Origin of the sequence: Parapontixanthobacter aurantiacus, assembly GCF_009827635.1 — a bacterium.
Taxonomy (GTDB): Bacteria; Pseudomonadota; Alphaproteobacteria; order Sphingomonadales; family Sphingomonadaceae; genus Parapontixanthobacter; species Parapontixanthobacter aurantiacus.
This window is the reverse complement of record NZ_WTYW01000001.1, coordinates 80,001-105,306: the sequence shown is the minus strand read 5'-3', so window position 1 is coordinate 105,306 and position 25,306 is coordinate 80,001. Positions and strand designations below refer to the sequence as shown.

General features: G+C 61.3%; 20 protein-coding genes and 1 pseudogene (1 of these 21 running past the window's edge). 7 read left to right on the top strand and 14 right to left on the bottom strand.

Going from position 1 to position 25,306, the window contains the following annotated elements:
- Positions 1–2 precede the first annotated feature (2 nt).
- The 3 genes from GRI38_RS00495 to GRI38_RS00485 form a co-directional block, all read right to left on the bottom strand.
- The gene (locus GRI38_RS00495) at positions 3–1,844 is read right to left on the bottom strand and encodes an alpha-amylase family glycosyl hydrolase (RefSeq protein ID WP_160682362.1); all 1,842 of its coding nucleotides are present in this window, start codon (positions 1,842–1,844) and stop codon (positions 3–5) included.
- Entirely contained in the window at positions 1,844–3,352 is a 1,509-nt protein-coding gene (locus GRI38_RS00490; RefSeq protein ID WP_160681077.1) for a tryptophan halogenase family protein, read from the bottom strand. The genes GRI38_RS00495 and GRI38_RS00490 overlap by 1 nt, the downstream gene beginning before the upstream one ends.
- 126 nt (positions 3,353–3,478) lie before the next feature.
- Positions 3,479–6,304, bottom strand: a complete 2,826-nt coding sequence (locus tag GRI38_RS00485; protein ID WP_237487290.1) for a TonB-dependent receptor — start codon at positions 6,302–6,304, stop codon at positions 3,479–3,481.
- A gap of 278 nt (positions 6,305–6,582) precedes the next feature.
- On the opposite strand from GRI38_RS00485, the gene GRI38_RS00480 reads away from it, so the two are divergent.
- From GRI38_RS00480 to GRI38_RS00470, 3 genes are all read left to right on the top strand, one after another.
- The gene (locus tag GRI38_RS00480; protein WP_160681076.1) at positions 6,583–7,626 is read left to right on the top strand and encodes a LacI family DNA-binding transcriptional regulator; all 1,044 of its coding nucleotides are present in this window, start codon (positions 6,583–6,585) and stop codon (positions 7,624–7,626) included.
- Positions 7,627–7,764: 138 nt separating this feature from the next.
- Positions 7,765–9,288: an MFS transporter gene (locus GRI38_RS00475; protein WP_160681075.1), complete on the top strand. Its 1,524-nt coding sequence runs from the start codon at positions 7,765–7,767 to the stop codon at positions 9,286–9,288.
- A complete protein-coding gene (locus tag GRI38_RS00470; protein ID WP_160681074.1) occupies positions 9,285–10,670 on the top strand; it encodes an alpha-amylase family glycosyl hydrolase in 1,386 nt (461 codons plus the stop codon). The genes GRI38_RS00475 and GRI38_RS00470 overlap by 4 nt, the downstream gene beginning before the upstream one ends.
- Positions 10,671–10,691: 21 nt before the next feature.
- On the opposite strand, the gene GRI38_RS00465 is transcribed toward GRI38_RS00470, so the two are convergent.
- The 11 genes and pseudogenes from GRI38_RS00465 to GRI38_RS00415 form a co-directional block, all read right to left on the bottom strand.
- Positions 10,692–11,495 (bottom strand): Crp/Fnr family transcriptional regulator, encoded by an 804-nt coding sequence (locus GRI38_RS00465; protein ID WP_160681073.1) that lies wholly within the window; start codon positions 11,493–11,495, stop codon positions 10,692–10,694.
- A gap of 138 nt (positions 11,496–11,633) precedes the next feature.
- Complete coding sequence (locus tag GRI38_RS00460) at positions 11,634–12,953, bottom strand: glycoside hydrolase family 130 protein (RefSeq protein WP_237487289.1); 1,320 nt, start codon at positions 12,951–12,953, stop codon at positions 11,634–11,636.
- Complete coding sequence (locus tag GRI38_RS00455; protein ID WP_337191208.1) at positions 12,934–15,216, bottom strand: glycosyltransferase family 4 protein; 2,283 nt, start codon at positions 15,214–15,216, stop codon at positions 12,934–12,936. The genes GRI38_RS00460 and GRI38_RS00455 overlap by 20 nt, the downstream gene beginning before the upstream one ends.
- Positions 15,217–15,457: 241 nt before the next feature.
- Positions 15,458–15,709, bottom strand: coding sequence for a hypothetical protein (locus GRI38_RS00450; RefSeq protein ID WP_160681071.1), 252 nt, complete (start codon positions 15,707–15,709; stop codon positions 15,458–15,460).
- Positions 15,710–15,821: 112 nt separating this feature from the next.
- Positions 15,822–16,034, bottom strand: a pseudogene (locus tag GRI38_RS00445) (plasmid stabilization protein); the annotation flags it as partial.
- A 153-nt stretch (positions 16,035–16,187) separates the two neighbouring features.
- Positions 16,188–16,766: an NTP transferase domain-containing protein gene (locus GRI38_RS00440; RefSeq protein ID WP_160681069.1), complete on the bottom strand. Its 579-nt coding sequence runs from the start codon at positions 16,764–16,766 to the stop codon at positions 16,188–16,190.
- Complete coding sequence (locus GRI38_RS00435) at positions 16,750–17,601, bottom strand: XdhC family protein (RefSeq protein ID WP_160681068.1); 852 nt, start codon at positions 17,599–17,601, stop codon at positions 16,750–16,752. Before GRI38_RS00435 ends, GRI38_RS00440 begins: the two co-directional genes overlap by 17 nt.
- Complete coding sequence (locus GRI38_RS00430) at positions 17,598–19,790, bottom strand: xanthine dehydrogenase family protein molybdopterin-binding subunit (RefSeq protein ID WP_160681067.1); 2,193 nt, start codon at positions 19,788–19,790, stop codon at positions 17,598–17,600. Before GRI38_RS00430 ends, GRI38_RS00435 begins: the two co-directional genes overlap by 4 nt.
- On the bottom strand, positions 19,787–20,770 hold the full coding sequence (locus GRI38_RS00425) for an FAD binding domain-containing protein (protein ID WP_160681066.1): 984 nt from the start codon (positions 20,768–20,770) through the stop codon (positions 19,787–19,789). Before GRI38_RS00425 ends, GRI38_RS00430 begins: the two co-directional genes overlap by 4 nt.
- Positions 20,767–21,276 (bottom strand): 2Fe-2S iron-sulfur cluster-binding protein, encoded by a 510-nt coding sequence (locus tag GRI38_RS00420; protein ID WP_160681065.1) that lies wholly within the window; start codon positions 21,274–21,276, stop codon positions 20,767–20,769. The genes GRI38_RS00425 and GRI38_RS00420 overlap by 4 nt, the downstream gene beginning before the upstream one ends.
- A 116-nt stretch (positions 21,277–21,392) precedes the next feature.
- Positions 21,393–22,310 carry a hydrogen peroxide-inducible genes activator gene (locus GRI38_RS00415; RefSeq protein WP_160681064.1) on the bottom strand — a complete coding sequence of 306 codons (918 nt, stop codon included), beginning with the start codon at positions 22,308–22,310 and terminating at the stop codon, positions 21,393–21,395.
- Positions 22,311–22,411: 101 nt separating this feature from the next.
- Between GRI38_RS00415 and GRI38_RS00410 the strand changes: the two genes are divergently transcribed.
- The 4 genes in view from GRI38_RS00410 to GRI38_RS00395 are tightly spaced (at most 54 nt apart) and all read left to right on the top strand, a layout consistent with a single transcriptional unit that may run on beyond the window.
- A complete protein-coding gene (locus GRI38_RS00410) occupies positions 22,412–22,621 on the top strand; it encodes an HP1242/YdcH family protein (RefSeq protein ID WP_160681063.1) in 210 nt (69 codons plus the stop codon).
- 54 nt (positions 22,622–22,675) lie between these two features.
- Positions 22,676–23,866 (top strand): Na+/H+ antiporter NhaA, encoded by a 1,191-nt coding sequence (gene nhaA / locus GRI38_RS00405; protein ID WP_160681062.1) that lies wholly within the window; start codon positions 22,676–22,678, stop codon positions 23,864–23,866.
- The gene (locus GRI38_RS00400) at positions 23,863–24,843 is read left to right on the top strand and encodes a calcium/sodium antiporter (protein WP_202389808.1); all 981 of its coding nucleotides are present in this window, start codon (positions 23,863–23,865) and stop codon (positions 24,841–24,843) included. Before nhaA ends, GRI38_RS00400 begins: the two co-directional genes overlap by 4 nt.
- Positions 24,844–24,859: 16 nt before the next feature.
- On the top strand, positions 24,860–25,306 hold the 5' portion of the coding sequence (locus GRI38_RS00395) for a carbonic anhydrase (protein WP_160681061.1). The gene runs 279 nt beyond the window's last position; only the first 447 of its 726 coding nucleotides appear in the window; it begins with the start codon at positions 24,860–24,862; its stop codon lies beyond the right edge, outside the window.

The following is a 25,306-nucleotide window of genomic DNA, read 5'->3' as shown; positions in this document are numbered from 1 at the left end:
GTTCATCGGGCGTTCGCCGCGCGACATACGGCCCAGCCGAAGGCTGGCAGTTCGAGGCGGACGCTTCCCCGCGCGTCCAGTTCGGCAGGGCACTGGCCGGCGAGCGTCTCCAATTCTGTTGCGTCGTATCCGAACCGGCTTCGTGCGGTCAGCGGCTCGGCGCTCGTATTGAATGCGACGAGATATTCGCGGCCCGTATCGGGATCGAAGCGCGACACGGCGAACAGACCGGGCTCGAGGTCGTAGCTGCGCACGACCTGCCGCCCGCGTGCAAGCGCCGGGTGCGCCTTTCGCAAGGCTGCAAGCTCACTGATCAAGCGGTAGAGCGGATGCGCGGTATCGTAGTTCTCGGTCGCAGTCGTCGCCTGCGTGCCGAGCAGGTCGTTGTCGTTGTAGCTGGCGGTCGCACTGGCAAACATGTCTTCGCGTGCAGCCTGGTCGTTGCCGTCACCCACGAACCCCTGCTCGTCTCCGTAATAGATGACGGGACTGCCGCGCAAAGTCATCAGCATGGCGTGGCCGAGCATCACGCGGGCAAGCAATTCGTCTTGCGAGATGCCGGGAAGACGTTCTTTCACGAGCGTCGAGAAGCGCCCCATGTCGTGATTGCCGAGAAAGGTCGGCAGGGTCCGGGCGGTCGCTTCGCCCCCTTCATACAGTACGTCGCCATCGAACATCTGCGCCATGACCTCAGGCGAGGCGACACCGCTGACAGCTTGCATGACGGCGGTCTGGAAAGCGAAGTCGAGTACTGCGGGAAAGCCATCGCGGCGCGTGTACTGAGCGATGTATCCACTGTCGGGCGTGTCCTTGTAGACTTCTCCGAAGATGTGGAAATTGGGAATGCCCTCCTCCTGTGCGATCGCCTGCATTGCTGGTACGAAGCTCTGCCAGAATTCCGGATTGACGTGCCGCGCCGTATCGATGCGGAACCCGTCGATGCCGAATTGCCGAATCCAGTCGCCATAGATGTCGATCATCCCGGACAGGACACGGGGGTGTTCGGTAAAGAGATCGTCCAGTCCGACGAAATCGCCGTAGCGACTGCTCTCGCCGCTGAAGGTCGTATCGCCGCGATTGTGGTAGTAGATGGGATCGTTGAGCCAGCCCGGGACCTTCACGCCGCGTTCGTCCGCCGGAACGACGGGCGTATAGGCGTAGCCGGGCTCGACCAGTTTCGCGAAATTCTCTTCGGTGCGTATCTCGTCGCCGAGAAAACCGTCATTGATCGGCTCGCCATCCGGTCCGAGCCGCCGGGAATAGGGATAGTCGCCGAGGCTTCGATAGACGTAATCGGTCGCATCGCCTTCTTCATAGCGAATGACGTCGGCGGTGTGATTGGTGATGATGTCCATATAGACCTTCATCCCGCGCGCATGGGCGGCATCGACGAAGGCCTCGAACTCGGCATTGGTCCCGAAGTGAGGATCGACCTGCGTGAAGTCGGTGACCCAGTAACCGTGATAGCCCGCGCTTTCGTTGCCTGGCGGTCCTTGCACTGGCTTGTTCTTGAAGATCGGCGCGAACCAGATGGCGGTAACGCCAAGCCCTTCGATATAGTCGAGTTTTTCCGTCAGGCCGGCCAGATCGCCGCCATGAAAGAAGCCTTTGTCGGACGGATCGAACCCGCTGACGAGACGCTCGTCCGGCAGTCCCCCACGATCGTTCGTCGTGTCGCCATTGGCAAAGCGATCGGGCAGGACGAAATAGACGATCTCGTCCTCCGGCAACCGGTCCCTGAAGTCCTGCGCCGCCTCCTGCGCCGATGCCGACGGAACGGCCACCGTCTGGCAGCCTGCCAATGCGAGCGCGGCAAGGGTCAGCATAGTTTGATAGCGTAGCATCATGCGGTCTTCCGATGTTCTGGAGGCATGCAGAATGCACGCAGGAATTGGACGTGGTCGGGCATTCTCGCGACCGTTTCACGATTGCGATCGGTAATGCGCGACATCATCGCGGCGAGATCACCCTGAGACATGTTGCCCGCAATCGGGTGAAAGGTCGACGGAATGACGCCCTGCCCCACGAGCACCTGCAACCATCCCTCTTGCGTGAAGAGTTCTTCATGTTCCCGGTGAATATATCCCGCCGCCTCGAACTGTCCGATTTTTGCAGCAAGGCTATCGGGCACCGACATCGCCCGGCAGCGATCCCAGAAAGCCTCGCCCTGTCGACCATTCGCCTTGTAGTGCAGGATGAGAAAGTCGCGAATCCGCTCCCATTCGAAGCTCGTCTGCCGGTTGAATTCGCGAACGATGGCAGGATCGGGTCTCTCGACCGGAAGCATCGTCAGGAAGCGCGAAAGCGAGGACTGGATGAGGTGGATGCTGGTCGATTCCAGCGGCTCCATGAAGCCAGCCGACAAGCCCAGCGCCAGGCAGTTTCCGACCCAGTGCTCCGCCCGCGATCCGGTTGCGAAGCGCAACCGGTTGGGTTCGCCCTCTTCCGACCCGTCCAGTCCGCCAAGCAGCATGTCGAGCGCCTCGTCGTCGGACAGATCGGCGCTCGAATAGACGAGCCCATTGCCGATCCGGTGCTGGAGGGGGATGCGCCATTGCCAGCCCGCCCGGCGCGCCGTCGCCGTTGTGTAGGGCGTGAACTCTCCCCTCGTTGCGCAAGGTACGGCCACCGCCCGGTCGCATGGCAGCCAATGCTGCCAGTCCTCGAACCGGCTGCCTAGGGCTTCGCCGAGAAGGAGGCTGCGAAAGCCCGTACAGTCGAGGAAGAAGTCGCCGCCAACTTTGCGTCCATCGTCGAGCGTCAGAGAGGCAATTTCTCGCTCGTCCCGCTCGACGCTCACGATCTTGCCGGCGATGCGCGTGACGCCTCGTGCCTCGGCATAGCGCCGCAGGAAAGCGGCATAGAGGCCTGCATCGAAATGATATGCCCATGGCATGTCGGGTGCGGGCTTGCCCGGTTCGGAGCGCCACATCTGTATCTTCAGCGCGCAGGCCGCCGTTTCGTTGAGCGAATAGGCGCCCAATTCTTCAGCGAAACCTTCCTCGCGCGCCCGCAGCCAATATTGGTGGAACGGCAGCAATCCCGCCGGATGCCCAACCGGACCGAAGGCGTGCATGTAGCGTGTTCCCTCGCCCGCCCAACCGGCGAATTCGATGCCGAGCTTGAAGCTGCCCTTGGTCTCCCGCAGGAACTCCGCTTCGTCGATGCCGAGCCCTGCATTGAACAGGCGGATCTGCGGTATCGTGGCCTCGCCGACGCCGACAGGGCCGATCTCTTCCGCCTCAACGAGAGTAATGCGACCGGTAGTAAAACGTGACAGAGCAGCCCCCGCCATCCATCCCGCGGTCCCGCCGCCGGCAATCACGATGTGCTGCGCTGTTGTCCTGTCCATCATCCCTTCCCGGCTGCTGAGACCCCGCAATCGACGAGGTGCTGCGGACAGTGCCGCCGCATTATGGAGCGGAGCGGACGAAACATCCCGTGAGAGATTATTCGCCCGCCCCGCTCATGCGACGAACTAGAACCTGTAGGTGAAGCCGGCGAGGAAGCGGCGGCCATATTCCTGGTTGTCGATGACCGCCTCGGGCACCGGCACGTCGAATTGCGATACGAAGGGCTGGTTCGTGAGGTTCTGACCCTGAATGTAGACCGACAGGCCTTCGAGCGCGCTGCCATCCTGGAAGTCGTAGCCGATCTGCGCATCGACGATCGTCTCGGCGCGTGCGAGGCGGCGCGTGATATTACCGCCGAACCCGGTGAAGTCCGCCAGGAACTCCGAGCGATAGCGCACGCTGCCGCGGGCGTTGAAACCCCATTTCTCGAAATAGGCCGTGCCGTTGGCCACCCATTTTGAGTAACCTGGAATAACGTCGATCTCGCCTTGTGCATTCTCGATCTCGGTCTTGGTATAGCCGACGCCGCCGGTGACGCCGAAGCCGTCGAGCGTTTCGGTGAAGGTGTCGAGCGGCAGCGTCGCCGATAGTTCCGCGCCGTAGAAATTGCCGCCACCCGTATTCACTTCGGAGTTCAGCAGGCCGATCGGGGTCGCCGGTGCCTGTCCGACGGGCAGCGGGAAGCCGGTGTAATCGAAAACCGCCACGTCGTTGTCGATGTAGCTGACGATATCCTTGTAGAACAGCTGGAGCGCCACGACACCTGCCCCGCCGCCAAAGTATTTCTCGATGTTGAAGTCAACTGCATTTGCGCGGTAAGGGCGAAGCGCCGGGTTGCCGCCGTTGCCGCTGATGTAAGGATAGGCTCCAGTCGGACTCTGTCCGTCTTCCTGCGTTACGATATTGTAGCCGATGGCAATGCGCAGGTCGTCGAGCTGCGGTCGCTGGATCTGGCGCGATGCGGCGAGGCGGAAGACCCATCCGCTGTCGAGCCTCAAGGACAGGTTCGCACTAGGCAGGACGTCCCAGAAGTCCGCACCGCCCGATACATCGATGCGATCCTCTGCTCCGTCTCCGTCGACGTCGGCGAAAGCAACGCCGTCGGACTTTTGGACCGTATTGATCGCCTGAACGCCGAAGTTTCCGGTCAGCATGCCTGCGCCGAGCTGCTGCTCGACGTCGAACTGGAGATAGGCCGTCATCAGGTCTTCGGTGATGCGATAGGCCTTGCGCGGAATGTCGTTGGAGGTGTTCGGCTCGAGGATCAGCGTGCCGTCGTCGATGAGCGTGCGCGCATCGTAGCTGACGATCGGCCCCAGGCCGAGATAGTCGAGATTGGTCGGGCGAAGGAGCGCATCCGACGGAACCGCCAGTTCGGTGAGGCCATCGCGCAGACGCACGAGGAACTCGTCCGGCACGAGGCTCTTCGACCGGTCCGTATAGGCAAGGCCGAAACGGGCTGCGGATACGAAGCCTTCAAGTTCCTTGGCGACGCCGACGCGGTACTGCTTCAACTCGTCTTCAAGGATGCGGTTGTTGTAATAGCCCGCCTGCGGAACGGTCAGGCTGCCGCCCCAGCCGAGCGGATCGGTAAGGACGATGAGCGTCGGATCGCTATAATCGAGCGAGGGGCTGAACACCGTGCCCGTCGTGCCGGACTGGAAACCGATCGTGTCGGTCACGTCGTCCGCGGCAAACTCGTCGCCCACGCGGTTCGGATCGTCCCAGTTGAAGCCGGTGCCGGCATAACTCTCGATGCTCAGCTCGTTCCGGTCGGTCCTCGAATAGCCGAAATCGAAAAAGGCGCTCCAGCCGTCGTCGCCTTCATAGGCGAGGTTCAGGCCGCCGGAATAGAGGTCGGCCTTGCGCTGGAAGATGTCGTTGCGGACTACGCCCTGGACGTTCTCGAACGTACCGGAGGTTGCGAATTCGCCGAACTCGGTGGTCGTCGTCGTTGCGGTGGACGGATCGAAAGTCGTTCCGAAGAAGCTCAGGGGCAATTCGATGCCGCGCTTGGACTGGTCGTCGTCGAAATTGGAGTAGAACCCGTCGACGGTCGCCATAAGGTTGTCGCTGAGCCGGGCCTGGAACGTGCCGTTCACCCCGATGCGTTGCAGCTGGGTCGAGGTGACGAAACTCTTGCTGCCGGCGATCGCGAAGGGGCTGCCCGCCTCGCCGCTTCCAGAATAGCCCCAGGCATTGAATTCCTGCAATTGATATGGCTCGTCCGTATAGGCCGCAGAGAGCGCGACGCCGAACGTGTCGTCGGCAAACTGGTCGACATAGGTCGCGTTGACGCGATAGCCGAACTCTTCCGAACCGGCATTGAGCTTGCCGAGATCGGCGTAGGAACCCTTAGCGCCGATGGCGAAGACGCTTTCGCGCGCTTCGAGTGGACGGATCGTCCGCACGTCGATCGTGCCGACCAGGCCCTGTCCGACGAGGCTGGCGGAGGGCGTCTTGTAGACGACGACCTGATTGACGACTTCGGAGGGATACTGGTCGAACTCGACAGCACGGTTGTCGCCGGTCGAGGTCTGCTCGCGTCCGTTGAGCAATGTCTGCGAGAAGTCGGGGCCGAGGCCGCGAATGGCGATGACGTTGGCACGGCCGTTCAGGCGCTGCGAGGTCACGCCGGGCAGGCGCGCAATCGATTCCCCGATGGAATCGTCGGGCAGCTTGCCGATGTCTTCGGCCGTCACGGATTCGAGGATCAGGTCGCTATTGCGCTTCTCGGCGACGGCAGTTTCGAGAGACTGACGAAAGCCGCTGACGATGATGACGTTCTCAGGGGTCGCCTCGACCGCCTCGTCCTCATCCGCGATGTCGGTATCGACCGGATTGGCTTCCTGCGCCAGCGCAGCGCTCGGCGCCATGCCCGCTGCGAGGACGATCGCCATTGCCGTACTGCTGATCCCGGCGCCCAAGAGGTTACGCTTCGTTACCATCATTCTCTCCCAGTCCCCTGCCTCCCCGGGCAGTAAAAATAGCTGCATCGCTGCTCGCTCGCGACCCATCGCAAGCATTACAGTTTTGCGTCTTGACCGAATTTGCGGCCGGGAAAAGGGGGCATACGTATGTTTGTGCAACGCAGCAGGATGCTGAGCGAGGAGCGGTTCGCAGCGTTCGACCGAGGGTTGCGACGCCGCTGGCAATTGCCGTTCGGTTCGGTTTCCTGCTAAGCAACGGCGCAGATAAAACCGAACTCAATTCGGGGACTGGAGAGGATATGGGACGCAAGCCGTCCGACCGGCCGACCTCGTTCGACATCGCCTACCGTGCGGGCGTTTCGCAGCCCACCGTCAGCCGGGCCTTACGGGGCGACAAGTCGGTGAGTCTCGCCACGCGGGAACGCATCGAGAAAATCGCCCGCGAACTCAATTACACGGTCGACAAGAATGCTTCCTCGCTGCGGTCGCAACGCTCCAACACCATTGCCCTGCTCTTCTTCGAAGACCTGACTTCCGATGAAGGAACCATCAATCCTTTCTTCCTCTCGATGCTCGGTTCGATCACGCGAGCGAGCGCCAATCGCGGGCTCGATCTTCTCATTTCCTTCCAGCGCATGGAGGATGACTGGCATACCCGCTATCACGACAGTCACCGCGCCGACGGTCTCATCCTTCTCGGCTATGGCGACTACGAGATCTACAAGCGCAGGCTCGAAGACCTCGTCAGTCAGGGCACGCATTTCGTCAGGTGGGGCGCAACCGGCGGCGAGAATATCGGACCGACGGTCGGTTCCGACAATATAGGTGCAGGCTATCAGGCGGGACGACACCTGATCGAGATCGGACGGCGGAACATTGCCTTTCTCGGACGGGCCGATGCTTCCTATCCCGAATTTTCCGACCGTTATCATGGTCTGTGCAAGGCCATGCGCGAGGCGGGGATCGAGCCCGACGACGCCCTGCGCCGCGACGCGCTGACGACCGAGGGCGACGGGATCGCGGCAACGCGGCAACTCGTCGAGAGCGGCTGCGAGTTCGACGCGATCTTTGCCGCGAGCGACCTCATCGCCATCGGCGCACGACAGGTGCTTGCCGAGGTCGGTCGGCGCGTGCCGGAGGATGTGGCGCTTATCGGGTTCGACGACATTCCCGCGGCCGCGCAATCAAACCCACCGCTCAGCACGATGATGCAGGACATGAAGGGCGCAGGCGACATGCTGCTCGACGTCCTGACGGAAGCGATCGAAGGCGGTGAGCCGGAGGGCCGACAATTGCCCGCACGCCTCGTGGTGCGCGAGAGTACCGTCGGCCACGACGGCTAGCCCCCCCTCCTACACTAACGTTGTCACAACCTCACCTTGCGGGCGCCCGCCCGATACATTCGTATGCAACTTGTGGCTTTTCCCGTTTGGTGCCAGCCATGCGGGAAAGGCGGCAAGGAGGCGACAGTTCTCCGCCCCATGCGGGAGGATGAGGTGATTTCAGGCGAAAAACCGACACAGAGTTTCTGGGGTCTGTGGAACATCAGTTTCGGGTTCTTCGGCATCCAGATCGGCTTCGCCCTTCAGAACGCCAATATGAGCCGCGTCTTTCAGTCGCTCGGAAGCGCGATCGACGACCTTCCCGCCCTATGGGTCGCAGCGCCCCTGACCGGGCTGCTCGTGCAGCCGATCATCGGGCATCTGTCGGACCGCACATGGCTCGGCCGCTTCGGACGTCGCCGTCCCTATTTCATGCTCGGTGCGGTGTTGGCAGCGCTCTCGCTGTTCCTCATGCCGCTATCGGACGTCCTGCTGATGGCCGCGCTCTTGCTCTGGGTGCTCGATGCGAGCCTCAATGTTTCGATGGAGCCGTTCCGTGCATTCGTCGGCGACATGCTTCGGCGCGATCAGCACACGGCGGGCTATGCCGTGCAGACCGCCTTCATCGGAGCAGGCGCCGTCGTCGGATCGATCGTGCCCTGGGTTATGTCGCAAATCGGCGTCGCCAATATCGCCGCTGATGGAGGCATTCCCGATACGGTGCGCTACAGCTTCTGGCTCGGCGGGGCGCTCCTCTTCCTCGCCGTCCTTTGGACGGTGCTGACGACGAAGGAATACAGCCCGTCGGAAATGGCGCAGTTCGACGGTGGCCTGCCCGCTTCGGGTGAAGCAGAGCAAGGACAGGCGCTGGCTTCGAAGTCCTACCTCGGCAGCGGGGTCTGGATCGTGGCCGGAGCGATCGTGTGCCTGTCCGTCGCATCGTTCGATCTGGAGAAGGAGATGTACCTTCTCGGAGGGTTGCTCGTCGCCTATGGGATCCTCAATGCCATCGCCATTTCGCTGGCGCGCGGCGGCAATACGACCGGCATGCTGACTTCCATCGTCGGCGACTTTTCCGGAATGCCGCCGATCATGAAGAAGCTCGCGCTCGTGCAGTTCTTCAGCTGGTCCGCACTGTTTATCATGTGGATCAACACGACGCCCGTCGTCACGCAATATGTCTATAACAGCACCGATACGGGCAGTGCCGCCTACAATGAAGGCGCAAACTGGGTCGGCTGGCTGTTCGCCGTCTATAACGGAGTGGCGGCGGTTGCCGCCCTTACCCTCCTGCCTTGGCTTTCGCGCAAGTTCGGCAAGGCGAAAACGCACATCTTCGGCCTGCTATGCGGGGCGCTGGGCTTTGCCAGCTTCTTCGTCATTCGCGATCCCGAACTGCTGCTCGTCTCGGAAATCGGCATCGGCATCGCCTGGGCCTCGATCCTTGCCATGCCCTACGCCATCCTCGCATCGAGCCTGCCTCAGGCGAAGCTCGGCATCTTCATGGGCCTGTTCAACATCTTCGTGGTCGTGCCGCAATTGCTGGTGGCGACCGTCATGGGAAGCATCATGCAAGCCTTCTTTCCGGGAGAGCCGATCTGGACGATGGCCTTCGCCGCCGGAACGCTCGTCCTTGCAGCCCTTGCCATGATGCGCGTCGAAGTACCGGGAGAAAGCCGATGAAACTTCTAAAGAGCCTCTGTGCTGCAGCCCTCTTGGCGGCTTCCGCGCCTCTCATGGCGCAGGACGAGGTATGGACACCCGAACCTGTCGTGACGATCGAGAACGCGGACTGGTCGCGCGATGCGGTCCTCTACCAGATCAATACGCGGCAATTTACCGAAGAAGGCACCTTTGCCGCGGCGCAGGAGGAACTGCCGCGGCTGAAGGAACTCGGCGTCGACATTCTTTGGCTCATGCCCGTCCATCCGATCGGCGAGGTCAATCGGAAGGGCACGCTGGGTTCTCCCTATTCGGTGAAGGATTATACCGCCATCAACCCGGAATTCGGGACCAAGGAAGAGTTTCGCGCCTTCGTCGATGCCGCCCACGACCAGGGCTTCAAGGTCATTCTCGACCTCGTGGCGAACCATACCGCCTGGGATCATCCGCTCGCGAGGGAAAATCCGGACTGGTACGAGAAAAGCTGGGACGGGTCGTTCCGGCCGACGCCGTGGTGGGACTGGTCGGATATCATCGACCTCGACTGGAGCGAGCCCGGCGTGCGCAAGCATATCGGCGAGGCGATGGAATACTGGGTCCGCGAATTCGACATCGACGGCTATCGCGCGGATGTCGCAGGTTACATCCCGCTCGATTTCTGGGAAACCATGCGCGGGCGGCTCGAAGCCATCCGCCCCGTCTTCATGCTCGGCGAAGTGCAGGATACCGCCTTCCACCACGAAGCGTTCGATGCGACCTATGCATGGGACTGGCACAATACGTCGAAGGCCGTGGCGAGCGGCAAGGCCGGTCCGACTTCCTTCTACGGCTATTACGCCGAGAACGAGAGCCTGTGGCCGCGCGAAGCCATGCGCATGACCTATATCGAGAATCACGACAGCAATGCGTGGGAGGGGTCGGTCACCGAGAACTATGCGAACGGGCTCGCTGCTGCGACCGCGCTGTCCTTCACCGGCGAAGGACTGCCGCTGATCTATAACGGCATGGAAGCCTGCAACACCAAGCGGCTGGAGTTCTTCGAGAAGGACCCGATCGACTGGAGCCTGCTCGGTGACGAAGAGGCCTGCCCCTACGGCGTACTCCTTCAGGACCTGATCGCGTTTCGGAAAGATAATTCGGCGCTGGCGAATGGGCGCTGGGGTGCGCGAATGGAGAAAGTCGAGACGGACAGCCCGGAAAACGTGCTCGCATGGGTCAGGCAGAACGAAAGCAACAAGGTTCTCGGCCTGTTCAACTTCTCGGCCGAACCTGTCCAGGTTTCGTTCAAGGACGGTCTGCCCGCAGGGACCTATTCGACATTCGCAACCGGCGAGACGGTCGTGATTACCGAGGACAGCTCCGTTCAGCTGGCACCATGGGGCTTCGCGCTCTATTCGCGCTGATCGGATCGGACCGCTACGGTCTCAGCGCAGCTGCTCGACGGAAGAGTGCTTTCCGGAACTTTCATTGAGGTCCGGCGAGAAGAAATAGCGATAGTTCAGGTTTTCGGCTTCCCTCTCCCGGTCCTTGATCCGGTAGGTCGTCCGCGTCGTCCGTTCAATGGCTTTCGCCGCCAGGAGCGACTGAATCGTCCGGTTCAGATGAACCGCGCTCATGCCGAGCATGTCGCTGATCTCGATCTGGGTCATGATCGGATCGATCTGCTCTTTCGGACCTTGCGGCGTCGTCAGCTCATCTTGCAGATCGAGCAGGAAATGCAGGAACTTGTCCTCCGAACGCCCCACGACGAGCGTCCGCATTCGCTGTAGCGATCGGTAGGCCCGTGCGTTTTCGTGCAGGCTCAGCGCGTTTTCCAGCGCCGGACGGTCGGCGCACGCCTTTCGCAGCGCCTCGGCGGGCAGGCGAAGCAACTGCGCGCCAGCCTTGACCTGAATGTCGGTCGACAGGGAATTCATCGCGAAGCCGCGCCAGTTGCAGATGGACCCGCCTCTGTAGACATCGGCAATGAACCGCCGTCCATTGGGCAGGATGCTGAAGGTGAAGGCGCATCCTTTAACCAGCAGGTAGAGCGTATCCTGCTCCTCCTTGCGCGACCATAACGTCGTGTCGCGCATGATCGTTTCAGGCTCAGCCGAACCTATATCCAAGGAACTGAGGCTGAGATCGTCATCGAATTTGGTCAGACGCTCGGACAGACGCCGGAGCGGATTGCCCTGCGGCAAGGGATGACGCGTGCGGTCGAAATTATGAATGAGGAGTTGGGTCATGGTTCTTCGCCCCTGAAAAGACAGTCGGATCATCGACTATGACTTTTCCGGCGCGACTACCCCGCTGGATGAAATTTTCGTCCCTCATACTGAAACCAACCGCTCGCGCCGTCGTTGTTCCAATCTTGCTAAATGTTATTAATCTTGTTGATCTATGATTTGAAACATTTTTTCCAGCGAAACGGTAGCGAAACCGACCGCGCTGTCAGAGATGCCGTAGGGTATGAATAGGCGGTCTTCGACCCGCATCGCACCGCAGGTATAGACAACGTTAGGCACATATCCCGATCGATCCGCATCGACCGCGGTCAGGATCGGCTCCGGCGTGCGCCCGATAACCTTTGACGGATCGTCGAGATCGAGCAGCGCCGCCCCGAGGCTATATTTTCGCATCGCGCCGACGCCATGCGTCAGGATGAGCCAGCCGCGATCGGTCCGGATCGGGCTGCCGCAATTGCCGATCTGGATGAACTCCCATGGGTATTTCGGCCCCATCAGGAACGTGCCTTCGCTTTCCCAATGATCCAGCCGGTCGGATTTGAGGAGGTAGAGGTTCTTGCCGTCCTGCCGCCCGATCATGGCATACTGACCGTCGATCTTCTCCGGGAACAGTGCCATGCCCTTGTTCCGCCCCGCCCGGCCCTCGATCGGCTCGAGATCGAAGGAGACGAAATCGCGGGTGCGCAACAGTTCGGAACGGATGCTCGAACCCGAATAGGCGGTGTAAGTCCCGACCCACTCGTAATCTTCCCCGCCGTGATCGAAGCGGACGAGGCGCAAATCCTCGAGGCCACCCGCCTGCTGTTCGGTGATCGGGAAGATGACGGTGTTCGACAGATTGCTTTCGAGATTGCGATGCACGGTGACGCTGCTGTCGGCATCGGTCAGCGTGCTGTCCTCTAGTTCGACGGAGGTTGCAAACGCGCTTTGCGGCCATAGGCCGAAGGTCCCGTCCCCTTCGGCAATGCCCTCGCGAAAGGCGATCGAACTGATATGTCCCTCGCCCACCGCGCGCAGGCTCATGACGAAGCGACAGGCGTCCTTCGCCATGCCGCTCTGGTCGGGATGGGGAACGATCGACGGGTTCATCAGGGCCGCGGCGGCATAGGTGTATTCGTGACAGAAATACGCGCCGACCAGCTTCTTCTGCGTTTCGGAAAAGTCGTATTTGGCAAGGTCGAGCGAGCTTTCAGCTTCGCGATAGCGCTCGATGAACATCCGTTCGATCTGCCAGTGCCGCTCCTTGAAGTCCGACAGCACCTTGTCGTATTCGCGGGTCACCGCCTCTTCCGGCAGCGAGGCGATATCTTCGATCAGCCGGACCGCCCGGTCGCCGGGCGCGCTACGCGCCTGCCATCCCAGATGGAACGGTCGAAGGACGACCCGCGACGGGTCGGCATGAAGACGAAGATCGAGCAGATCCAGCGGACCGCCCGAATTATCGGTTGATGACCTCAAATTGCTCTCCAGCCGCCTTTGCGCGTTGCTGCTTGAGCATCTCTAAAACGGAATAATGCGCCAGTTGAAAGGCCAAAATCGATTCCGCTCCGCAATTTTCGTTCAATCCGCGCGGCGTGATCCCGTCACGGCAGATGCCAAGCCCGACATCGGCGAGCACCACGCCCCGATCGTTCGCTCCGAAAAACCAGTTCCACGCCTTCAGTGCACCGTTCAGACGCGCTTCGTCGCCGGTAATGCGATAGGCTGCACGATGCGCGTCGATCGACGCCGAAGCCTCCAGGGGCTGCTGGTCGAACGGAACGTAGTCATGTTCCCGGCCGAAGCTTTCCGATCCGATCGGCCGGAAATATCCCTTGGCCGAAGTCTGCTGCTGCTCGATCCAGCGCAAGGTGTGAAGGCCATCGGACAACGCCTCTTCGTCACCGAGCGTCGATGCCGCCTCGATCAGCGCCTGTGGCAGCCGCGGATTGTCATAGCCCAGAACCGCTTCGAACCACGTCCAGTCGGGCCGGCGGCTCTTCGCGAGGATCGACCGCAACAGGGCGACACCCTGCCTCAGCACTTCGAGCGAAGCGCCATGGTCCGGATCGCGGCGCAGGAACGCGCAGGCTCCGAGCATCGAGAACGCGATCGCGCGCGGCGAGCCGAGGTCGTCGAAGCGGGGCAGCACCCGGCAATAAAGTTCCGCCGCCCAGTTCCTGATATCGGGCTGCGGATTGATCTCCGCCGTTTGCGCCAGGGCCCAGAGGGTACGGCCATTGGAATCTTCCGACCCCTCGTCCTCGCACCATGTCCTGTCGAAGCTTATGAAGTTGCGAAAACGCCCGAGTTCTTCGTTCCAGGCGTGCTGGATGAACGAACCGTAGCGCTGGCTGTGCTCGCGCCGCGTCGGTCCGGCGAGATCCTCGGCGACGTTCATCAGCATGAGAGCCCGTGCATTGTCGTCGAGACAGTAGCCGTGCCTCCGGTCGGGAATAGGACCGATGGAATGTTGCAAAATGCCGGTCGCATCGCTGATTCCGCGAACCCCGGAAAAGTCTGGGGTGCGCATGGTCGCGACATTCAGCCGAGCCGTTCGGGGCCGTTCCTCGCAGACCGCTTCGATTAGGTTCGCGCTCTTGCGGGCAAATTGAGGCCAGATCGTTTCCCGCCCCTTCGCATAGGCGCGTTCCTGGAGTTTGCGCAGCTTCTCACGGTCATCGAACAGGTCGATCACGGCCGCAGCGATGGCGTCCGAGGAATTCGGTTCGATCAGCACGCCGACGTCATTGGCGAGCAACTCGGTCGCATGGGTGTAAGGGGTCGAGACGACCGCCTTGCCCAGCGCCACCGCATAGCTCAGCGTTCCCGACGTCGATTGCTGGAGATTGCCGTAGGACGTCAGATAGACGTCGCACGCTTCCAGCTGGTCGAGCAATTCGTCCGTTTCGAGAAAGCGGTTGTCCCACTCGACATGCCGGGACATGCCGAGTTCCTCGATCCGCGCCTTCAGGCCTTCGCGATAGCTTTCGCCCTGTCGCGCGACGAGCTTCGGGTGTGTTGCGCCCACGATCCGGTACAGGACGTTCGGACAGGCCTCGGCGATGGCGGGCAACGCCTCGATCACCCTTTCCAGACCCTTGCCCGGGCCAATCAGGCCGAACGTCATCATGACGTCGCGTCCGTCGAGGCCGTGCGTCTCCTTGAACTGCTTCTGCCGTCCGAAAGGGCGATCGGGCGCACCATGTTCGATCACCGATATGCGGTCATGCGGCGCGCCATAGACGCTGGCGAGCAGATCGCGCGAGTGGAGTGACATCACCATGATACGCGACGACCGCGCGACCAGATGCTCCAGAATGGCTTTCTGCTTATCGGTCGGCTCGGACAGGACGGTATGGCACGTCAGGATGACGGGAGCGGCCAGCCGATCGACGAAGTCGCAGACCATCTGCCCGTTCTCTCCGCCGAATATACCGTATTCGTGCTGCAACCAGACAGCGTCGACCCCGCTGTCGTTGATGGCGTTCGCAGCATCCCGATACGCTTCGACGTCATCGAACTGCACGACCCGCTCGACGCGGTCGTAATCCAGATTCTCGCCGGCGTCGTCGAGCGCATAAATCTGCGTTTCGACATTCGGACGATGGATGCGCAGCTGCTCGGAAAGATCGTTCGTGAAGGTCGCGATACCGCATTTGCGCGGCGTGTAGGTTCCGATGATCGCGACCCTGCGCTTCTTTGCTTCCGAAGCTGGTCCGTCATGGGGAAAGAACAACACTTTTTCCGACTTACTGCCTTCCTTTGAATGGGAGTTTTGCTGCACTTGCAAAAACCTCTTTTCGATCGAGCGAATAAGAAACGAAACGCACGAAACGGACAAAGTTCCCCGGATTTGCGCGATTTATAACAAAGTTGAAATGGTCGTTCGGCTCGGCGCGATTGAAGACCGGATCGGCTTGGAGGCGAGAGTTGTTGCGATGCAGCAATGCCTGCAAGCTTTGCAGCGGACCGACTCGCTATCAGTTCTTGCTGATAAGCCGCGCTTCGAAGCCTTCGTTTTTCGCCTTTGCCGTATCGACCGAGCGTCCCGCCGACCAGTTTTCCTGCAGGCGGACCTTGGGGTTCGGGGCGCACCAGATTTCGCCGCTTTCGTCGAGCGCGGTGACCCAGAGCAAATTGTGCTCCTGCCCGTAATCGATCACCGCGATGGCGATGCCCTTCCCGCGGTCCAGGACCGTGACCGGTATCGGCGGATTCAGCTGAGTAAACATTGCGGGTTCCAGACCTTATCGCTTCAACGCATGGTCAATGCGCGGCGACACCTTCCGGGCCCCCGAATATCAAACATCAAAGAATTGCCGCCGGGAAAGAGCGTCAGTCGCTTTTCTTTCCGCCCTTGCGCGAACTCTCGTTCGTGTCTTCCTGCCCGCGCCCGGAACCGGACTTGTTGCCGCCGCCGCTTTCCTTATTGACGGTCGCCCAGGCCCGACGCTCCGCTTCGTCTTCGGACACGCCGCGATCCTCGTAACTTTCCTCGATATGTTCGGCCTTGCGCTTCTGCTTGTCGGTGTATTTGTCCTTGTCGCCTTTCGCCATGGCTCTCTCCTTCCATCGATCGGGTCGAATTATTGACTTGTATGATAGATCGACGAAGTTGCCGTGGGGCGGGTTCCGCTTTTAACTTTTTACAAGAGGCGGCGAATTTTCGCGTTTCGCGCACCGGCCAAATGCCGAACCTTTCCAACCGGCTTAGCCGCCCTTGATCATGGCCTCGGCATCGTTGAGGGCCTTCTCGGTATCAATGTCGAACAGTTCCCGATCGGACGCGGGCAACAGGATTTTGCAGTCCGGCCACTCGAGACTTCCCGCGCCGCGATCGCCGCGAAGGCTTAAAAGTCGCACAAATGCACCGTTCGGGAAGGCTGCAGGCACACCGGCAGCGCCGCTTGCCTGCCTCGAAAAGACGACACCATCGGTCGCTGCCAGCCTGCCGAGATGTTCCACCGAAACGAAGGGCATGTCCGCCAGACACAGCACGACACGGTCGAAATTCGCCGCAGCGCGGACACCTTGCCGGATCGACGAAGCGATCCCTTCGGCCGCCTCGCCGTTCTCGATCGGAACCCATTTTTCCCGCATTCCCGCCAGTTTGCGGGCTTTGTCGAGGACGAGGAAGCGAGCGCCGAACCCGGTTCTCTCGCAGGTTTCCGCTGCCCAGTGCCACAAGGGCCTGCCGCCCAGCAATGCATCCAGCTTAGGCCCGCCGAACCGTTTCGACTGACCCGAAGCAAGCAGGATCAGCCCGGTTCGATCAAACCGTTCGCTCACGCAAAGTCTCGTATCGACCGACGATTTCCGTAAGTGCCGACAATGCGAGATTGGCAGGCGACTTGCAGCCCGGCAGCAGGCCGACGGGGCTTACGATCCGTGCCAGTTCCTTTTCGTCGCAACCGGCCTGTAACAGCGCCAGCGTGCGGTTATGGCGCGCATTCTCCCCGCCTTGCGCGCCGATATAGAAGGCGTGTCCCTCAAGCGCTTCCGCCAATAAAGGCAACTCCCACTCGTGATCGTGGAACAGCAACAGGATGGCAGTCCAGCGATCACCCGCGCCCTCTCCGCTGCTCTGCCCGAGCGTCAACTGGTCCTTCTCAAACGGTTCCACCGCCACGCCCGCCGCATTTCCGAGGCGGAAGAAGGCATCGAGTTCCGGTCCTTCGCCGAACACTTTCACGAACAACCGGGGTGTATAGGCCCGACATTTCAGAGGCGAGGGCTCGGGCAATGCGAGTTTGGCTGCCTTGCGTCTCTTGAGGAGTTTTACGGCCCTGCGCGCCTGCGTCCGGTCGGGAGCGGGGTCGAGCAGGATATCCAACCCGCCGCCGCACGGCAGGCGGAAATCGATCATCTGCGAGCCGGCGCCGTAGCGCACGACCTTTGGCCCCTCGATCCTGCGAACGTCGCTCGCTAGTTGTCTTTCGAGACATCCATCAGCGAGACTCCCGACGACCGATCCGTCGGACCGAATGGCAAGTTGTGCGCCCAGTCGCCGTGAAAAGCTGCCGTCTATGCCTACGATCGTGCAGAGGGCCACTCCCGGCTCGCATGCAGCGATCAAGGCCGCATGGTCCTCGTCATGCCGCGTGTCGTCGGCGGTCAGGATCATGCGTTCTCTGGCATGGCGGCAATGACGCGGTCCGGTGTCATCGGATAATCCAATACGCGCGCACCGCAGGCGTTGTAAATCGCGTTGGCAATTGCCGCAGCTCCGCCGCACATGCCGAGTTCGCCAACGCCCTTCGCCTGAATAGCGCTTGCGAGCGGATCGCGGCCATCGAGCAGCAGTATTTCTACTTCTGGCACGTCCCGATTGACCGGAACATGGTACTCCGCAAGGTCGCAATTCGCGAGGTGTCCGTCGCGCGGATCGAACTTCAATCCCTCGGTTAGAGCCAGCCCGATGCTCCAAGTGACGCCCCCGAGACATTGCGAGCGCGCTGTCTTGGCATTGAGGACGCGGCCGAAACCGAACGAGCCGAGCATTCGGTTTACGCGGGTCTCGCCGGTGTACCGATTAACGCGGACCTCAGCGAAAAAAGCGCCGAACCCGGAAGCCGTATAATCCTCGGAGATCGCACCCGGTTCGTAGTGACCTTCCGCGCTAATATCCGCCCCGTCGAGCAAGTCCGTCAGGGTCGCGCCGTTCATCACACGGCCGTCGGACAGGGAGAGCTCGTTCTCCGAGACACCCGCCTTCTCGGCCACCTGCTTTCGGACGGCCTCGCAAGCGACGAATACCGCCGAACCAATAGAGGCCGCACCCCAACTGCCGCCCGAGCCCGGACCACGCGGATGGTTCGTGTCGCCGAGGTCTACCAGCACCTTGTCGACCGGCAGACCGAGCATCTCACCTGCAAGTTGGGTGAGGATGGCATAGGTACCCGTCCCGATGTCGGTCATATCGGTCTCGACAAGCGCCGTACCATCGGCCTTGAGCGTGACCCGTGCCTTGGCCTCGGAAACGTTGTGGACGCGCGCAGCGCTCGCCATGCCCGTCCCAATCCACCATTCGCCTTCGCGTTTCTGCATCGGCTTGCGCGGACCCTTATCCCAGCCGAAGGCTTCGGCTCCTTTTGTGAGACACTCGGCAAGCGAGTGATCGGTGAACGGCAGATCCTTTGCCGGATGGCGTTCCGGAATGTTGCGAAGGCGCAGTTCGACGGGATCGATGCCGACTTTCTCCGCCAGCATGTCCATCGCGGCTTCGAGGGCAGGCATCCCGACCGCTTCGCCCGGAGCCCGAACGGAACCAGCCGTCATGCGATGGATGCGAGCCACCTCCAGTTCGAGCAGGCGGTTCTCGCCGCGATAAAGGAACTCGCTCGATTGAAGGACAGGTTCAGCGAATTCCTCTCCGGGAAGGTTGGAAACCCGTGCTTCGTGCCCAAAACCGATGAGCTTGCCGTCTTCGTCTGCCGCAAGGCGCAGCCTCTGCCGTGTCTCAGAGCGCCGCATGACGCATTGAAACACCTGCTGGCGGCTCATGACGACGCGAACCGGACGTTGCAATTCCATCGCGGCCACGCAAGCTGCCACAGTCTCTTCGCTCACGCCGAGCTTCGAGCCGAAACCGCCGCCGACATAGCGCGCGATCAGGCGAATCTTTTCTTCGTCGAGATCGAGGCTGTCGGCCAGTTCCGAGATATTGTAGTTCAGCATTTGCAGCGATGCATGGACCGTAAGCTTGTCGCCATCCCATTCGGCGATTGCGGCATGCGGCTCCATCGGCGCGGAATTATGACCTTCCGTCGTGATCACGACGTCGACGCTATGACGCGCGGAATTCATCGCTTCGGCCAGATCGCCCATCTTCGTGCCGTCGCCTTGGGCTTCCGCATCGGCTTCTTCCGGATCGACGATGGCATCGTCCTCGACGCGATATTCGATCTTCAGGTGCTTTGCCGCGTCACGTGCTTCCTCGAAGGTGCGCGCGACGACGACCGCAACCGGCTGTCCGAAATATCCGACCTTTCGCGCAGGTTGCGCCGGGGCTTCGCCCGCCGTGCCCTGAGCAGCCCGCGCAGTCAGGCGCGGGTCGTCGATAACGGCCTCCACGCCGGGCATGTCGAGGACGGAAGACGCATCGATATTCGTGACCTCGCCTTTCACGATCGTCGAAGTGACGATCACACCCTCGAGGCACCCGTCGATCTTGTATTCGGCGGCATAGGGCGCGGTTCCGGTGACCTTCGGCAGACCGTCCGGGCGTGATACGTCGCGCCCGAGAATACCCTGCTTCATGTCGTCGAGGCGGCATTCCTTTGCCGCTTCATCCTGCTTTACGTGAATGTTCATTGGTCGACTCCCGTCGCTTCGCTGAGGACCGCGTGCAATGTCCGGCGTGCGAGCGGTATCTTGAAATCGTTCTCGCCATAGCCTTGCGCATCTTCGAGAAGCAGATCGGCAGCCTTGTCGAACAACTTCCGGTCAGGCGCTTGCCCAACGAGCAGATTGCTGAGGCGCTCGTCGTGCCACGGTATGTGCGCAACTCCGCCGAAGGCGAGGTCGGCACGGGCGATCATGTCGCCCTCCATCTCGACGATGGACGCAATCGACACCAGCGCGAAAGCGTAGGACGAGCGCTCCCGCACCTTGCGGTAGGACTGACGTCCCGCGACAGGCGGCGGCAGAACGACCGAAGTGATTATCTCGCCTGCCTCAAGGACGTTGTCGCGCCATGGCGTATCGCCCGGCAAGCAGTGGAAGTCGCGCACCGGGACCGTTCGCTCGCCGCTTTCGCTGGCAATCTCTACTTTTGCGTCCAGCGCCGACAGGGCGACTGCCATGTCGCCGGGATAGGTAGCGATGCACTGAGAGGAGGTGCCGAGGATGGCGTGAAGACGGGCGATGCCCTGAATGGCACCGCAGCCCGAGCCTGGCTCCCGCTTGTTGCAGGGTTGGTCGATATTGGTGAAATAATAGCAGCGCGTCCGCTGGCACAGATTACCCCCGGTCGTGGCGCGATTGCGCAGCTGCTGGGTCGCTCCGGCGAGGATCGCACGCGCAAGAACGGGGTAATTTCGGCGAACGAGGTCGTGAGAGGCAGTCGCGGTGTTGGTCGCAAGCGCACCGATGCGCAAGCCGCCATCGTCCGTTTGCTCGATCTCCCTCATACCGACCTTATTGATGTCGACGAGGCGTCGAGGCGTCTCGACCTGCAGCTTCATGAGGTCGAGCAAGTTCGTACCGCCGGCGATGTAAGCCGCTTCATCGGCATCGGCCAATTGGCCTGCATGGGTGAGGCCATCGGCGCGTTGATAGTCGAACGGTCTCATGCCGCATCCTCCTTCGCAGCATCCCGGATCGCCGCGACGATGTTGGGATAGGCGCCGCACCGGCAAAGATTGCCGCTCATGCGCTCACGTATCTCGTCCGCAGTCAGTTCGACTTCTCCCTCGAGGCTTTCGCTCGCGTCACTGGGCCAGCCATTGTCGATTTCCTGAAGCATGGCGGTCGCGGAACAGACCTGTCCCGGCGTGCAATAGCCGCACTGGTAGCCGTCATGCTCGACGAACGCCTTCTGCAGCGCTGACGGGTTTTCGGGATTGCCGAGCCCCTCGATCGTCGTAACGCTGTCGCCGCCATGCATTACCGCAAGCGAAAGGCAGCTATTGATCCGCATTCCGTTCACGAGGACGGTACATGCTCCGCACTGCCCGTGATCGCACCCCTTCTTGGTTCCGGTGAGACCCACGTGCTGGCGAAGAAAATCCAGCAGACTCACGCGCGGGTCTGCCGGGATGGGATACTCGGTCTCGTTTACGGTAATCGTTTCGGTCAAAGCTCATCTCCTGCACTCGTCCTACTAACGAGGCGAGAGATGGGTCCGGCTTTCGACTTTGTTACACGGGGGTCACGCCGGATCTTCCCGTGCCGATGCGACCGTTCGTCGCTAATTCAATCGCTGGCTGGCGGCGCCATCTTACACCGCGCTTCCTCTGCGATGATGGCGCCGATCTGCGCGTAGAGGTCGGCGAATGCCGCCGATTGCCGCCAGGCAAGGCCGACGCTCCGATACTCGCTCCAGCCTGCTGGTTCCACGATCCTGACGACATCGAGACCACCGGCGCCGGAACGGACGTAAAGTTCCGGAAGCACCGCAAGGCCTACACCGGAACCGACCATCTGCTGGAGAGCATCGAGGCTCGTTCCTTCATAGTCCGACAATATCTCGCTGCCGAACGCGGCGCAGATCCGCTCGAGCTGCCAGTGATAATGATGTCGGCGGTCGAGCGTCAGGAAGGTTCGCCCGGCGAAGTCCTCCTTGTCCGGAGCCGGAACCTCAACGAGCGGATCGTCCGGCGGAGCAACGACATGCAGCACCTCGCGGAAGAGAGGTTCGACATGCAGGTTGCGACCCGTGACGGGCAGAGGCGACAGGACCATGTCGAGTTTGCCGGCGGCCAGCTCCGTTAGCTGGATTGCCGGGATACCCTCGCGAATGAACAGGCGCAGGTCGGGATAGCGGGCGTGTAACGTCTTAATGACGGACGGCATCAGATAGGGGCCGAGCGTCGGGGTCACGCCGAAGCGGATCGATCCGGCGAAACGGCGCGCAGCACGATCAGTTGCATCATCGAAATCGCGTAGCGCGCTCAGAACGTTCTGCGCGCTCGACAACAACTCCCTTCCTGCAGGGGTCAGTTCCATTCCTGACGGAACACGGTCGAACAGGCTCAAGCCGATACGCGCTTCCAGCTTGCGCAACTGATGGCTGAGGGCCGGCTGGGTGAGCCCAAGCGCCTGCGCGGCATCGCTCATATTGGCGAGATCGGCCAGCTTCTCAAAGATCTCGATCTGCCTGATGCTTGTCATAAGCAGCTATTACTAAAACTTATCGGTTCGGTGCAACAGTTGGAATTGGATAATGAGCTTCGGCGGCAATACTTTCGAAGATAGAAAGATGGAGCATTTCCATGAGAACCAAACCGTCCGACGGAGCAGTCTCGCAACCTTACCTGCGGAAGCTGATCCGCGAACATCGCTTGCTCGACCGGCGAATAGACACGACCAAGGCGATCGGTAGCGCAGAGAAACTGAAGGATCTGAAACGGCTGCGCCTGCGCCTGAAGGACCGCATCGCAGCTTTGCTAGGAAACACCCCCGGGCGCAGTGTCCCCCTCTGAGCCCATGCGGCGATCGGCCAATCCCCCCTCCCCGGTCGCCGCAACCTTTTTGTGATGATCCGAACGTCCCCTGCCCGGCGCTTGCGCGCATTTATCGCCAGCGAAAGCGCCGGCGGCGTCCTTCTCATGATCGCCGCGGCAATCGCTCTTCTTGTCGCGAATTCCCCCCTTCTTCCGAACTATCAAGCCTTTCTCGAAACGCCGGTCGTATTCGCCGCTGGCGATCTCGTTACGATCGACAAGTCGCTGCTCCTGTGGATCAACGACGGTCTGATGGCGCTGTTCTTCTTCCTCATCGGACTGGAGGTGAAACGGGAGATTGCGACCGGCCAGTTGCGCAGCTGGAAGCAGGCTTCGCTGCCAGTCTATGCGGCAATTGGCGGCATGGTCGTGCCGGCGCTCATATTCGCGGGATTGAACTGGAATTCGCCTGACAATCTGCGCGGTTGGGCCATCCCCGCCGCAACCGATATCGCCTTTGCACTGGGCCTCCTCTCGCTTCTGGGTTCGCGAGTACCGGTTGCACTGAAAGCCTTGCTTCTCGCGATCGCCATTATCGACGACATCGGCGCAATTGCCATCATCGCACTGTTCTATACGGAGAACATGAATACCGGAGCGCTGCTTCTGGCGCTCGTTCCTGCGGCGGCGATGCTCCTTCTGAACCGGAGTGGCGTCGCCCGCACGATCCCTTATTTCCTGCTCGGCGCAATCTTGTGGATCTTGGTCTTGAAGTCGGGGGTTCACGCGACGCTGGCGGGAGTGGTTACGGCCATGTTCGTACCCATCGCGACCGGTGAGGAACGCCCGCTCGAACGGCTCGAACACGCTCTCCACCCTTGGGTGGCCTTTCTTATCCTTCCCCTGTTCGCCTTCGCCAATGCGGGAGTGTCGTTCGCCGGGGCAGGACTTGAAGCGCTTGCCGCACCCCTCTCTCTGGGAATCGCGGCCGGGCTGGTCCTGGGAAAACAAATCGGGATTTTTGGAACCTGCTATCTGGCAGCGCGCTTCGGCTTCGCATCGCTGCCGCGCGGCATTACGTTCCGACATATCTACGGCCTGTCATGTTTGGCAGGGATCGGTTTCACGATGAGCCTGTTCATCGGCAACCTTGCCTTTGCCGACCCGGCCAGCATCGCCGCTGTCAAACTCGGCGTCCTGAGCGGATCTCTTGTCGCAGCGATCGTAGGCATGGCCGTTCTGCGCAAGGCAGAGGTTCGCGAAGACCGGAACGCAAACGCATGATTATAGCAATCGCCTTTCTTCTCGGCGGTCTGATCCTGCTGGTCGTCGGCGGAGAACTGCTCGTCCGTGGAGCCGTCGGGCTCGCCGAAAAGGCAGGCGTCAGCGCTCTTGTCATCGGTCTGGTGATCGTGGGCTTCGGAACGTCCATGCCTGAGCTCGTCACCAGCGTCGAGGCAGCCATGGCCGGATCGCCGGCAATCGCCTGGGGCAATATCGTCGGCTCGAACATAGCGAACAGTCTGCTCATTCTCGGCGCTGCGGCGATGGTAGCGCCTATCGCCATAAACGCGGCCAACCGGCTGCGCGACCCGGCTGTGGCTCTTGCGGCGAGCATCCTCCTGCTCTTGCTGGCAATGACCGCGATCGGCAGCGTACTGGTCGGCGTCCTGCTGCTTGGCGGGCTGATCGCTTACATCGCCTGGTGTTACGTGGAAGAGCGACGGGTCGAGCCTGCCACGGTTCACAACGCCCCATACGATCGCAGTCAGGCGCTCGAAATGACCGACACCGGCCTGCACGAAGAAAGCACGGGTTGGACCAAACCCTTGTTGCTGACAGTTGTGGGTCTAGCCGTATTGATCGGCGGCGGCAGACTTCTCGTAACCGGAGCGATCGATCTGGCGCTGCTCGCAGGCTTGACCGAGACTCTCATAGGCCTGACGATCGTGGCTGTCGGAACCTCCCTTCCCGAGCTCGTCACATCCGTGATCGCGGCGCGAAAAGGCGAAGTCGAGGTAGCCTTCGGAAATGTCGTCGGCTCCAACATATACAATATTCTCGGGATCGGCGGAGCCACCATGCTGCTCGCTCCGGGGTCCATTCCGGCAAACTTGCTTCCGTTGGATATCGGTCTGGTGCTGGTTAGCGCTCTCGTGATCCTTGCGCTTGCTTTCATACGCGGCGTGACGCGGCTCCCGGGTCTCGCGCTGCTGCTCGCCTATTTCGCCTATCTTGGCTTTCTTGTCCTCAACGCGTGATCAGAAGGAGAGTATCATGATTTCAAGACGCAACGTGCTGGCTGGTGCTGCAGTAGCTGGCGGAACACTCGGGGTGAGTAACGTCGCCGCAGCGCAGGCTCCGCAACCCGCGCGCCTCGCGCCGGTGGTCGACGGGAAGACCGCCCTGTCGCCCGACGAAGCGCTCGAATTGCTGATCGAGGGTAATCGCAACTTCCTCAACGACGTGCCTACCGCGGCACCCGTCGGCCGCGAACGCAGGCTAGAGATTGCGCAGGGCCAAGCCCCGTTCGCAGCCTACGTCACCTGCTCCGACAGTCGTGTGTCGCCCGAAATCCTGTTCGGCCGCGGCCTTGGCGAACTTTTCATCATTCGCAACGCCGGCAACACTGTCGATACGGTCGCCTTGGGCTCAATCGAGTACGCCGTTGCCGAGCTGGGCGTTCCCCTAATTGTTGTGATGGGTCACGAATCCTGTGGAGCG

Excerpts from the sequence above, each read along its gene's own strand:
- GRI38_RS00450 (WP_160681071.1), bottom strand. The coding sequence starts at position 15,709 with ATGTTTACTCAGCTGAATCCGCCGATACCGGTCACGGTCCTGGACCGC.
- GRI38_RS00425 (WP_160681066.1), bottom strand. The coding sequence starts at position 20,770 with ATGAGACCGTTCGACTATCAACGCGCCGATGGCCTCACCCATGCAGGC.
- GRI38_RS00485 (WP_237487290.1), bottom strand. The coding sequence starts at position 6,304 with ATGATGGTAACGAAGCGTAACCTCTTGGGCGCCGGGATCAGCAGTACG.
- GRI38_RS00490 (WP_160681077.1), bottom strand. The coding sequence starts at position 3,352 with ATGGACAGGACAACAGCGCAGCACATCGTGATTGCCGGCGGCGGGACC.
- GRI38_RS00435 (WP_160681068.1), bottom strand. The coding sequence starts at position 17,601 with ATGATCCTGACCGCCGACGACACGCGGCATGACGAGGACCATGCGGCC.
- GRI38_RS00480 (WP_160681076.1), top strand. The coding sequence starts at position 6,583 with ATGGGACGCAAGCCGTCCGACCGGCCGACCTCGTTCGACATCGCCTAC.
- GRI38_RS00470 (WP_160681074.1), top strand. The coding sequence starts at position 9,285 with ATGAAACTTCTAAAGAGCCTCTGTGCTGCAGCCCTCTTGGCGGCTTCC.
- GRI38_RS00465 (WP_160681073.1), bottom strand. The coding sequence starts at position 11,495 with ATGACCCAACTCCTCATTCATAATTTCGACCGCACGCGTCATCCCTTG.
- GRI38_RS00415 (WP_160681064.1), bottom strand. The coding sequence starts at position 22,310 with ATGACAAGCATCAGGCAGATCGAGATCTTTGAGAAGCTGGCCGATCTC.
- GRI38_RS00495 (WP_160682362.1), bottom strand. The coding sequence starts at position 1,844 with ATGCTACGCTATCAAACTATGCTGACCCTTGCCGCGCTCGCATTGGCA.
- nhaA (WP_160681062.1), top strand. The coding sequence starts at position 22,676 with ATGATCCGAACGTCCCCTGCCCGGCGCTTGCGCGCATTTATCGCCAGC.
- GRI38_RS00475 (WP_160681075.1), top strand. The coding sequence starts at position 7,765 with ATGCGGGAGGATGAGGTGATTTCAGGCGAAAAACCGACACAGAGTTTC.
- GRI38_RS00430 (WP_160681067.1), bottom strand. The coding sequence starts at position 19,790 with ATGAACATTCACGTAAAGCAGGATGAAGCGGCAAAGGAATGCCGCCTC.
- GRI38_RS00400 (WP_202389808.1), top strand. The coding sequence starts at position 23,863 with ATGATTATAGCAATCGCCTTTCTTCTCGGCGGTCTGATCCTGCTGGTC.
- GRI38_RS00410 (WP_160681063.1), top strand. The coding sequence starts at position 22,412 with ATGAGAACCAAACCGTCCGACGGAGCAGTCTCGCAACCTTACCTGCGG.